Annotated in this window: 8 protein-coding genes and 2 pseudogenes; 6 read left to right on the forward strand and 4 right to left on the reverse strand. The window is 66.1% G+C overall.

All coding sequences use genetic code 11. The annotated features are described in order from the left end of the window. The coding region (locus ACTMMA_RS17850) for an IS1634 family transposase (protein WP_441191435.1) at positions 1 to 906 on the forward strand (906 nt) is incomplete at its 5' end. On the opposite strand, the gene ACTMMA_RS17855 is transcribed toward ACTMMA_RS17850, so the two are convergent. After that, a complete protein-coding gene (locus ACTMMA_RS17855) occupies positions 890 to 1,390 on the reverse strand; it encodes a hypothetical protein (protein WP_441191436.1) in 501 nt (166 codons plus the stop codon). The genes ACTMMA_RS17850 and ACTMMA_RS17855 overlap by 17 nt on opposite strands. Before the next feature lie 155 nt (positions 1,391 to 1,545). Here ACTMMA_RS17855 and ACTMMA_RS17860 point away from each other — a divergent pair. The 3 genes and pseudogenes from ACTMMA_RS17860 to ACTMMA_RS17870 form a co-directional block, all read left to right on the forward strand. Further along, positions 1,546 to 2,397 (forward strand): annotated as a pseudogene (locus ACTMMA_RS17860) (IS256 family transposase); the annotation flags it as partial. A 565-nt stretch (positions 2,398 to 2,962) separates the two neighbouring features. Beyond that, positions 2,963 to 4,006, forward strand: coding sequence for an IS110 family RNA-guided transposase (locus ACTMMA_RS17865; RefSeq protein ID WP_441191437.1), 1,044 nt, complete (start codon positions 2,963 to 2,965; stop codon positions 4,004 to 4,006). A gap of 27 nt (positions 4,007 to 4,033) precedes the next feature. After that, a pseudogene (locus ACTMMA_RS17870) lies at positions 4,034 to 4,996 on the forward strand (IS3 family transposase); the annotation flags it as partial. A 141-nt stretch (positions 4,997 to 5,137) separates the two neighbouring features. Here ACTMMA_RS17870 and ACTMMA_RS17875 read toward each other — a convergent pair. Genes ACTMMA_RS17875 through ACTMMA_RS17885 form a run of 3 tightly spaced genes read right to left on the reverse strand, consistent with a single transcriptional unit; the run spans position 5,138 to position 8,462 of the window. Beyond that, positions 5,138 to 5,779 (reverse strand): ABC transporter ATP-binding protein, encoded by a 642-nt coding sequence (locus tag ACTMMA_RS17875; protein ID WP_441191438.1) that lies wholly within the window; start codon positions 5,777 to 5,779, stop codon positions 5,138 to 5,140. 8 nt (positions 5,780 to 5,787) lie between these two features. After that, complete coding sequence (locus tag ACTMMA_RS17880) at positions 5,788 to 7,143, reverse strand: FtsX-like permease family protein (protein WP_441191439.1); 1,356 nt, start codon at positions 7,141 to 7,143, stop codon at positions 5,788 to 5,790. After that, the gene (locus tag ACTMMA_RS17885; RefSeq protein ID WP_441191440.1) at positions 7,140 to 8,462 is read right to left on the reverse strand and encodes an ABC transporter permease; all 1,323 of its coding nucleotides are present in this window, start codon (positions 8,460 to 8,462) and stop codon (positions 7,140 to 7,142) included. The genes ACTMMA_RS17880 and ACTMMA_RS17885 overlap by 4 nt, the downstream gene beginning before the upstream one ends. A 755-nt stretch (positions 8,463 to 9,217) precedes the next feature. Between ACTMMA_RS17885 and ACTMMA_RS17890 the strand changes: the two genes are divergently transcribed. Further along, on the forward strand, positions 9,218 to 9,940 hold the full coding sequence (locus ACTMMA_RS17890; RefSeq protein WP_441191441.1) for a hypothetical protein: 723 nt from the start codon (positions 9,218 to 9,220) through the stop codon (positions 9,938 to 9,940). 62 nt (positions 9,941 to 10,002) lie between these two features. Next, positions 10,003 to 11,292 carry an ISL3 family transposase gene (locus ACTMMA_RS17895; protein WP_441189508.1) on the forward strand — a complete coding sequence of 430 codons (1,290 nt, stop codon included), beginning with the start codon at positions 10,003 to 10,005 and terminating at the stop codon, positions 11,290 to 11,292. Positions 11,293 to 11,323 lie beyond the last annotated feature (31 nt).

Here is an 11,323-nt window from a genome sequence, read left to right on the forward strand (position 1 = left end):
GTCGACCCTCAAGTGACCGTCGGCCTGCTGTGCGACCCCGGCGGGTTCCCGCTGGCTGTGCACCTCTTCGAGGGCAACAAGGCCGAGACGAAGACGTTGATCCCGGTGCTGAAGGAGTTCCAGAACGCTCACAACGTGACCGACATGATCGTCGTCGCCGACGCCGGGATGCTGTCCGCGGCCAACCTGCTCGCGCTGGAGGACGCCGGGTTCGCCTTCATCGTCGGCTCCCGCGCGGCGAAGACTCCGTACGACCTGGCCGACCACTTCAAGACCAAGGGCAACGCCTTTACCGACGGCCAGACCGTGGAGACGATCCGGGCCATGGGCGCTGGCAAGGACCGGCGCACCCGGCGGGTGGTGTACCAGTACTCCTTCAAGCGCGGCAAGAACGATGACCGGGCGATCAACGCGATGATCAAGAAGGCCGAGGACGTCGCCGCCGGGCGTCGCCCGCTCAAGCGCGACCGGTTCGTCAAGATTGATGGCGCGACCAAGGGCGTGGACTGGGACCTGGTCGAGCGGGCCCGGTCGATGACCGGGCTGAAGGGCTATGTCACGAACATCGGCATCGAGCAGATGGACGGGCCCGCGGTCGTGGCCGCCTACCAGGACCTGTACCAGGTCGAACGGTCCTTCAGGATGGTCAAGTCCGACCTGCGCGCCCGCCCGATCTTCCACCAGCTGCGCGACTCGATCGAGGCGCACCTGACCATCGTCTTCGCCGCCCTGGCGATCTCCCGCGAAGCCCAGCAGCGCACCGGTGCCTCGATCAAGAAGATCCTCAACACCCTCCGGCCCCTGCGCACGGCAACCATCACCGTCGGCGGCCACCAGATCACCGCCGAGCCCGAGCTTCCCGACGAGGCCCGCGAACTCCTGAACTACCTCAACCCCGGGGTGTAACTAAGGCGTCACAACTCAGGTCCGACGGGGCGGGTACGTCCAGAGCGGCGTTCCTCAGGTGCTCGGCATTGGTCTTGACCCCCTTCGTCTCATAGAGCCATTTCTTGAGGCTCGGGAGTTCATCTCCTCGGCGTGGAGCCCTTCTCCATTCTGCCGTCACCTCACGCCAGGAGTCAGCTCCGGGAAGGAGGCGGTCAACTGGGATGTACTGGATGATGTCTCTCTCCCGCAGCCCGTAGGGGATGATGCGGCCTTCTCTGTCTTGTTCCATCGCACGGCCCAGCCACTGCCCCAGCCACTCACCTTCCCCAGTCCTCTTTCCGGAGGTCTTGAGTTTTTCCAGCTCAGTTCGTATGAAATGGGCCCCACGGCCAGACCCTTCCTTGTCCTTGATATTCAATGCTCTGGCCCAACTGTCGTCCAGTTTGCTCGCGTTCAAGTTGTCTAACAGCACCACCAGGTGTGCATCGGTGAAATCGAACAACACCCGCATGCTATTCGGGGCCTCAGCCAGGGTTAGTGGAGTCCAGCAGAGTGGTGTACGAGCATCCGGGTGAGCGTGTCCTGCAGACGCAGGCGCGGCCACCGCGTGATTCTTCGAGTGATCTCTCACAACCGACTCGAGAAGGAAGCACCACGATGGCCGCTGGCCCCATTATCGACCCTGAGCAGTTCCTCCACGAGCAGCTGGCCCAGGCCAGTCCGGACCTGATGCGCGAGCTGCTGGGTACGTTCATCAACAGCCTGCTCTCGGCGCAGGCCGACAGCGTGTGCGGCGCGGACTACGGCACCCGCACCACCGAGCGCACGAACCGGCGCAACGGGTACCGGCACCGCGACCTGGACACCCGTGTCGGCACCCTGGACGTGGCGATCCCCAAGCTGCGCGAGGGCAGCTTCTTCCCGGACTGGCTGCTCGAGCGGCGCCGTCGCGCCGAAGCGGCGCTGACGACGGTGGTGGCGACCTGCTACCTGCTCGGGGTGTCCACGCGGCGGATGGACAAGCTGGTCACCGCCCTGGGCATCACCGGCCTGTCCAAGTCCCAGGTGTCCACGATGGCCGCCGAGCTCGACGAGCACGTCGAGTCCTTCCGCACCCGACCCCTCGACGGCGGCCCGTACACCTTCGTCGCCGCCGACGCCCTCGTGCTGAAGGTCCGCGAAGGCGGCCGCGTGGTCAAGGTCAGCGCCCTGGTGGCGACCGGGATCAACGCCGAGGGGTACCGGGAGATCCTCGGCATCCAGGTCGCCACCGGCGAGACCACCGCCTCCTGGCTCGGCTTCTTCCGCGACCTCGTCGCCCGCGGCCTCACCACCGCCGGGCCGGTCGGGCTCGTCACCTCCGACGCCCACGCCGGCCTCGTCGAGGCCATCGGCGCCACGTTGCCCGGGACCAGCTGGCAGCGGTGCCGCACCCACTAGGCGGCCAACCTCATGGCCGCCACCCCCAAGAGCAGCTGGCCGTGGGTGAAGGCGTTGCTGCACTCCGTGAACCGCCCCGGGTTTGGTGGAGGGTCTTGATCTCTACGGGAGAGTGGAGTCATGCCTGCACCGAGGAAGTACAGCGACGAGTTGCGTGAGCGTGCGATCCGCACGGTGAACGAGACGATCAGGGAGAACCCGGGGATGCCGGTCAAGCGCGCCTGCAGCCAGGTGGGTGAGCAGCTGGGCATCCCGGGGCCGACCCTGCGGAACTGGTTCCGAGCCCTGGCCAGTCACCCGGGTCGACAGCGACGACGACCGATCCGCACGAGCGGCTCGTGCAGCTGGAGAAGGAGAACCGAGAGCTGCGCCGGGCGAACGCGATCCTGCGGTCGGCGTCGGCTTTCTTCGCGTCAATGTCACGCTGAGGGGGTCCGGTCGGGTTCGCTCCTTTTTTCGCTGCTGCGACGGACCTCGTCGTTGGCTGCTCGTCCGATGTGCGGCCCGGCCGGACGCCTTGGCCGTCGGGCACGGCGTGGCTTGATAGGAGCCTGCTCCGGGCTGGATTGAGGCGTGCCCGCCGTACCCGGCGACCAGGACGTCCATCCCAGTATCGAGCAGAAGGACCACGACCATGATGATGATCGGAACCGACTCCCACAAGCGCACCCACACCTTCGTCGCCGTCGACGACATCGGCCGTCGGTTGGGCGAGTGCACCCTGCGCGCCAACACCGACGGGCACCTGCAGGTGCTCACCTGGGCCGCCCGCTTCGGCGAGGTGACCTTCGCCCTCGAGGACTGCCGCCACCTGACCCGCCGGCTCGAGGGCGACCTTCTGCGCGCCGGGCAGAAGGTGGTCCGCGTCCCCACCCGGTTGATGGCCGGTGCACGCCGCGGGGCGCGTACCCCGGGCAAGTCCGACCCGATCGACGCCGAGGCCGTCGCCCTCGCGGCGCTGCGTCACCCCGACCTGCCGGTCGCCGAGCTCGACGGCCCTGCCAGGCAGGTCAAGCTGCTCTCTGACTACCGCCGCGACCTGGTCATGCAACGCACCCGCGCGTGCTGCCAGCTGCGCTGGCACCTGCACGAGCTCGACCCCGACCTGGCCCTGCCTTCCCGCAGCCTGCGGCAGGCGAACACGCGGGCACGCATCAAGGGCTTTCTCGATACGCAGGAGGGCATCGTCGCCCGCCTGGCGCGCAAGCTCGTGGCGCGCATCGCGGACCTCAGCGAGGAGATCAAGGACATCGAGAAGGAGCTCAAGGCCCTCGTCGGTGACCAGGCCCCGACACTGCTGTCTCTGCCTGGCTGCGGCGTGCTCTCCGCAGCGGTGATCATCGGTGAGACCGCCGGCGTCCACCGGTTCCGGGACAAGGACGCCTTCGCCCGGTTCACCGGCACCGCTCCGGTGCCGGTGTGGTCCGGCGCATCGGCCGGCAAGGTCCGCCTCAACCGGGGCGGCAACCGCCAGATGAACTACGCCCTGCACATGATCGCCGTCACCCAGGCCCGCGGCCTCGGCCCCGGCAGGGCCTACCTGGCCAAGGCCGAAGCCCGCGGCAAGGACCGCGTCGCCGCACTGCGACTGCTGCGCAGACGACTCTCCGACGCCGTCTACTCCGCCCTGCGCGCCGACCAGATCCCTGCCTCCAGGCACGTCCAGCAGGCCGCCTGATTCCTCGCCTTGACATAGGAGCATCGCCGAGCTCGACCGGCCCGGGCGCAGGTGATCGCCTTCATCACCGAGCACAAGGACCACCGCGTGGGCGAGGGCCCGCGGTGGGGCGTCGAGCCCTTGTGCGCCGTGCTGAGCGAGCACGGCATCCCGATCAGCCCCTCCACCTACTATGAGTGGGTGACCCGTCGGCCCTCGGCGCCGGCGCTGCGCGATGAGCAGGTCACCGAACTGATCCGGGCCGAGCGTGCCTCCTCGCGGCTGGTCGCCGGCCTGGGCAGGCGGAAGATGTGGCTGCGGCTGCGCGGCAAGGGCCACGACGTGGCCCGCTGCACGATCGAGCGGCTCTACCGGTCCAACGGCTGGGAAGGCGCCCGGTACGGCCGCAAACCGCGGACCACGATCCCGGACGGGTGGGCGGCCCGGGCGGCTGACCTGGTCAACCGTGACTTCGACCCGCCCGCGCCGAACCGGCTGTGGGTGGCCGACTTCACCTACGTGCCGACCTGGCTGGGCATGGTTTCCGTCGCCTTCGTGATCGACGCGTTCTCCCGCCGCGTGATCGGCTGGCGCGCCGCCACGTCGATGACCACGCCGCTGGTGCTGGATGCCCTGGAGCACGCGATGTTCACCCGCGCCCAGGAGGGCGTGACCGACCTGACCGGGCTCGTGGCGCACTCGGACGCGGGTTCGCAGTACACGTCGATCGCGTTCACGACCCGGCTGCTCGAGGCCGGCGTGGACGCCTCGGTCGGGTCCGTGGGGGACGCCTACGACAACGCCCTGGCCGAGTCGACGATCGGTTCGTTCAAGACCGAGCAGATCAACCGGCACGGGCCCTGGCGGGACGTCAACCACGTGGAGGTCGCCACCTTCGAGTGGGTCGACTTCTTCAACACCCAGCGGTCGCACGAGTCCCTGGAGGACCTCACCCCGGCCGTCGTCGAGCAGATCCACTACGCTCACAGAACCCTCGCCCAGGCAGGGTGAGACACACCATCGAGTCTCCGGACACTCCGGGGCGGCTCACCACCTACCACTCACGCCTACCCGCCGCCGCTTGACACAAGACATAGGGACACCCCCCTGTTTTGTATTGACGAGGCGTTGTCCATAACCCCACCTCGTCCGTCAGAGCTTTTTGCGTTCGATCAGTTTGCGCTGTTCTAGGCGCAGCGTGACGTCGGCTGATCGTGCAAGCTGTTTCGAGTGGGTGACGACGATGACGCATTTGCCCCTCTCATGGGCTGCATCCCGCAGAATCTCGATGACTCCTTCGGCGGTTTCCTCATCGAGGTTGCCGGTGGGTTCATCGGCCAAGATGACCGGTGCGGAGGAAACCAGCGCGCGGCCGATGGCCACTCGCTGCTGCTGACCACCAGACAGCGCAAGCACATTCCTCTTCGCAGCAGCGGCATCAATGCCCAGCAGGGTGAGGTCGTCAATGCTGGCCTTGGGGTTGACCAGGCGCAGGTTCTCCAGAGGTGTCAGGTAGTCGATGAGGTTGTAGTTCTGGAACACTAGCGCAATCTGGTCTTTGCGGTGGCGGGTGTACCCGGTTTCGGCAATATCATCGCCGCCAAACCGAACGGTCCCCTGATCGGGTGCATCGAGTCCGGCCAACAGGTTCAACATGGTGGTTTTGCCCGCGCCGGACGAACCGACGATCGAGTAGAACGTGCCCTCTTCGAAGTGATAGGTGACGTTGCTGAGCACCCGCTTGGCAGAGTTGGCGTAGCTGAAGTGGACATGATCAAGCTGCATGATGGCCATGATGTTTCCTAACTGAGTTTTGCAAGAATTCGTTTGGGGTGCTGCATGACGAGCGGCAGGACTGCCACAGACACTCCGATAAGCACAATGACGGCTCCCAACACCAACGCCAGGCCAACATGACCGACACCCATGCTCGACTGAATCGACGACAGCGTCTCCCCACCCACCTGGGCGAAGACCGCCTGCCCCAACCGGGAGGAAAGAACCGTCCCGGCCACTGCGGCAATCACTGCGGCCACACCGGCGAAAATGCCCGCTTCAATTGCGAACTGCGACAGCACATTGCCTTTGCTTTTGCCCAGAGACAAAAGGATGCCGATTTCGTGAATCCGTCCGCGCGCCCAGAAAGTGCTCACCAGTGTGAGCACGCACGCGCCGGCCACGCACAGGCCCAACAGCAGGCTTCCCAGCAGCCGGTCCACGCCAGAAATCGCCTGGAGTACGGGTGCGAACTGTGCGGAATTGTCCTCCAGTGTCAGCTCCGGTGCGATGCGCCCAGCAGCCGCGAGCGCCTCCGGCAGCTGCTGCGCGTTCTGCGTGAAATAGCGGCCCGTAGTCAGGGGCGCGCCCACCTTCTGCGCCGATGCAAGATCCATGAAAATGTGGTTCTCGGATGCCCCGGACGGAAGGCCCGTAGGGTTGTCGGTTTTGCCTTCAAGGATGCCGGCAACCGTGACCGTGACTTTGTCACCCTCGCTGCTAAGCGTGAGCTTATCTCCCAGACCGAGTTTGTTGTGATCAGCGAACGCGCGGTGGATGATAGCCTGCCCAGCGCCGGCCTTCCCCGCACCACCACCCGCACCAGCCTGCAAACCTTCGTCCGCGCCCACGTGCTCCCCTTCGACGAGCTGGTACAGCTTGCCCTGGAATGCCGGGTTGAGCGAAGAATCGCTGGTTCCGGTCACACTGACATCACCTGCGAACTGTGGGTCCAGCTGAACTCCACTGGCACCCAACACCGGCTGCGCACCTTCGGGCCGGGCCAAGACGGCCGCCTCAAGACTGTGCCGCGCCACCTGGGGCAGGGCTGCTAAACGCTCAGCCACCTCCCGATCGATTCCCGCGGAATCTCCCGAGGGGCCGCCCGGCTGGGCGGCCGGGCTCTCCCCCGCCCCAGGTGCCTCACCTGAGCCGGGCTCCACCTCGTCACCCGGTTTACCGGGCTCACCTGTTGACCCGACCGCCGTGAATCCGGCGCCGATGTTGGTGTTGATGGCATTTTTAACGTCGGCCATGGTGGAGCGCACACCGGATTGGGCGACGAGTGCTGTGAACACCGCGGTCATGATGAGCGTCATGAGCAGGGTGCGGGCGGGTTTGCGGGTGACGCAGCGGATTGCGCAGGACCACGGGCTGGTCATGTGGCGTCCACCAGGATTGCGCGGGGGCTCTTGCGCATCATCGGCACCGTGGTGATGGCAACGACAATGGCGATGACCGCAACACAGATAATCGCGGCTTGGATGACCGAGCCAGACGTCAGGCCCACTGTCAGGTTCTCCAATGTTTGGGCTGACGCGGAGGATTCCATGTCAGCACCGAACTGGCCGGCCTGAGCCATGTCCTGCGCTGCCGACTTGTTCACACTGGCTAGGGTGGTGTCTCCCATCCATTGGGCGAATCGGCCGGCGGCGAAGTAGGCGGCGATAAACGCCGGTACGGCGATCAGAACCATTTCGGTGAAGTACTGTGCGGCGATGCTGGTCTTGGTCACGCCGATCGACAGCAGCGTGCCGGTTTCCCTGTTGCGTTCGCGCAGCCACAGGAACAGGACCAGAGCCACGACCGCGGCGGCGAAAATGGTGGCGGCAACGGTGGTGTTACGCATGATGCTCTTGATGCCGTCAACAGCTCCGGTGATGCCCGAAAGGTACTGGGCCGATGGGGAGATCTGGTAGTTCTGCCAGTCGATGCCCTGCCCCTTCGCGGCCTGAGTGACCTCGTCGAGGTCGGCGTCGTTGCTGATGAAGAAGTTCGCGTCCTGATAGATCTCGTTGTCTGGCGTGAACTTGTACAGCGCGCGTGTGGTTTCAAGGTCGGTGAACACGGTGTTGGCGAAAAGCTCACTGCGTGTTGCTGCCGGTCGGGGATTGTCGCCGGATACCAGTCCCACAATTTCGGTTGTGACCTCTTCTGTGGACTGGCGTTCGTTGTCGACGTCGTACTTGTTGCCCTTCAGCGTGAGTTTGCTGCCCACGCTGAGGTTGTTGGCTTTGGCGAGGTCTTCGTGGATGACGGCTTTGTTCTTGTCATCCGGCTTCAGGTGGCGGCCCTGGGTGAGTTTCAGTGTGCCGCTGCGGAAGTTGTTGTCGATTTCGCTGTTGTTCACACCCCACACGTTGACTGCGTTGCCGAACTGTTCTTCACGCTGTTTGTCGTAGTCGTCGTGGTCGAGTTTCTGCACTTTCGCGCCCACGAGGTCAGCGGTGACGTTCTGCCGGGCCACGTGCGTCTCCACACCGTCCAGCCCCGCGAGTTTGTCGATGTCAGCGGGTTTGACGGTGCCGGCACCTCGTGGTGTTCCGAGATTGTGCAGGGGGTTGTTCTCCAGGACGAACCCGCGGCCAGTCTTTGCTTCGATCTCGTTCGACACGTGGTCGGCTGAGCGAGTGACGGCGCTTGCCGCCATAACCACGGTGGCCATGATGGCCAGAACAGCAAAGATGATGAGTGTTTTCACTGGTTTGCGGACACAGTAACGCCAGGCTCTCCCTACGAACATCAAAACTTCCCTTCCAAGGTGACAGCGGCGAGCGCCCACGCGCTGGTTGTGGTGCGCTGCCGAAGAGATCCTGGAAGAACATACTCCCGGAGTCTGGACTCATTCTGCATACCCCCTGCACCGGCCCTGTGAGAACGCCAGGCTCTCCCTACGAACATCAAAACTTCCCTTCCAATGTCCCGTCTCAGACTTCTTGGCAGACCGGTTATGAGGGCATGATCGGCATGACCGAGGAGGAGATGGCCTATGGGTCGACCACCTGTGATCCCGCCCGAGACGAAGGCTCGGATCGTGCTCAGCGTGCTGGCGGGCGAGACCAGCATCACCGAGGGGGCGCGCAAGGAGAAGGTGTCCGAGCAGTCGATCGGGGCGGTGGAAGGCGGAGTTCCTGGAGGCCGGCCGGATCGCGTTGGCCGCGGGCCGGACTGGGCCCTCGACCCGGGAGGCGCAGCTGGAGGCCGAGATTGCCGAGCTGACCACTGCGTTGGGTGAGGCGCATCTTGAGGCGCGGGTGTGGAAGAAGAGCGCTGAGGGCCGTCTGGGCCCTTCGAGGACCTCGAGGTAATCCGTACCGAGGCGGGGACGGCTGACCACGAGGTTCTGCGCACTGGTCGGCATCCCCGAACGGACCTACCGCCGCTGGCAGGCGGGAACGTCGTGACCTGGCCCAGCAGCGCAGGACGGCGTTCGCCAAGACCCCGACGGGTCCGAACATGGTGTGGGAGTTCGACTTCTCCGAGTACGAGACCGCCAAGGGCGGGACCTGGTGGGTGGCCGGGATCGCGGACTACTGGTCCAAGTACGAGTTCGGGTGGCACTGGTCGCCGACGGCGAACCAGCACGACGCTGTCGCCGCGGTGCAGCTCGCGCTGACCGAGGCAGCATCGATGCTGCCTGAGGGCATGGACCTGCTGGAGTACCTGACCGACCCCGAGACGGGGGAGGTCGTGCCCATCACCCTGGTGACCGACAACGGTGGTCCGTTCCGTTCGGCGCGGTTCGCGGCGCTGATCGAGAACACCCCAGAGCTGGACCATGTCCGCACCCGGGTCAGAACCCCAGGGCAGAACGGGGTCCGGGAGCGGGCGTTCCAGTCCTTGAAGTACGAGCGTCTCTACCGCGAGCAGATCGACGACATCCACGACCTGGCCGCTCACGGGGAGGACTTCCGTGGTCGAGTTCAACACGATCCGGCCCCACGAAGCACTGTCCTGGAACCGACCCCGCGACGTGCACCTGGGCCTGGCCGACCCCGCCACACCCAACTGTCCCGACGCCGAAAACCTGCCACTTCCTTGACACGGGACACGTCTCCGAGCCACGTGAGACCCGCCATCGCCCACGGCCGGCACGTGCCCCCGTTCTCGTGGTCGAACCGGCTCAGGCCCGCGAAAAACGGGCCCTTCAACTTTGAGCGTGGTGGGGCCCTGAGGTAGGGCTCGCGGCCCTGCGCCAACATGGGTGTTGTCTAGACATCCCATGAGCGAGGACCGCGAGCGTGCACCAGCCTACGTTCGACGTCGATGCGGCGTCGATCCTGTTCAACCTGTCCGGCTACCGAGTCGTCTCAGCCAGCCCTGCCGTCGGCGATGAGCAAGCGCGGCAGGTGGTGATCGAGACGACCACGAGCGAGGGCGCGTGCCCGTCCTGCGGGGTGCTGTCCTCGCGGGTCCAGGCTCGACCCATGCAGCACGTCAAGGACGTCCCGTGCGGCGGGGAGTCCCTGGACGTGCTCGTGCGCAAGCGGCGCTACGCCTGCCGGGAGCCGCTGTGCCCGCGGCGCTCGTTCACCGAGGAGACCGAGCAGCTGCCCGCCCGGGCCCGGGTCACGACCCGGCTGGCGGAGCAGGTGATCACCGCCTGTCGGGCCGAGCCGCGAGCGGTCTCCCGCGTCGCGCACGAGGCGGACCTGTCGTGGCCGACGGTAATGCGGATGCTCACCAGCACCGTGGACCTGGATACCGGCGTGGACCGCCGGCACGTCAAGCATCTGGGGATCGATGAGCACCGATTCCGCACCGTGCGCTACCTGCGCGATCCCGACACCCAGGCCGTGAAGCGGGTCGAGCCGTGGTCAATCGTGTTCACCAACCTGGACGACGGGGCCATCCTCGACGTCGTCGATGGACGCCGCGGCAAAGTCGTCACGTCCTGGCTGGCGGCCCGGCCGCGGTGGTGGCGCCGGCGCGTGCAGATCGTCGCCCTCGACATGTCCGGCGAGTTCCGTGCCGCCGTCCGCAGGGCACTACCGCGCGCCCGGGTCAGCGTCGACCACTGGCACGTGGTGCGGCTGGCGAACGAGATGGTCACCAAGGTCCGCCGGCGCCGGGTGTGGGAGCTGCACGAGCGCCGCGGCCGGGCCACCGACACCTCGTGGAAGTACCGCAAGCTGCTCACCTGCGCCGGTGATCGGCTCACGCTGCGTCAGCGGACCAAGCTGCAGCAGATCCTCGCCGAGGACGTTGAGCTGGCCGTCGCCTGGGGGATCAAGGAGCACGTCCGTCAGGTTCTCAGCGCCACTGACACGTCATCGTTCCAGCGGCACTGGGCCCACCTCGAGCGCGCCGTGCGCGCCACCCGCCTGCCCGAGCCCGCAGCGCTGTTCCGGACCCTGCGCGCGTGGCGGCGGGAGCTGCTCACCTTCTGCCGAACCAGGGTGACGAACGCGAGGACGGAGGCGGCGAACCTGACCGCGAAGACGATCAAGAGGGTCGGACGGGGGTACCGCAACCACGACAACTACCGATGCCGCATCATTGGCTACGCGCCCCGACCCATCGCGGCGTGAACACCCGCGCCACGCTCAAAGTTGAAGAGCC

Origin of the sequence: Ornithinimicrobium panacihumi (genome assembly GCF_052073805.1) — a bacterium.
Classification (GTDB): domain Bacteria; phylum Actinomycetota; class Actinomycetes; order Actinomycetales; family Dermatophilaceae; genus Ornithinicoccus; species Ornithinicoccus panacihumi.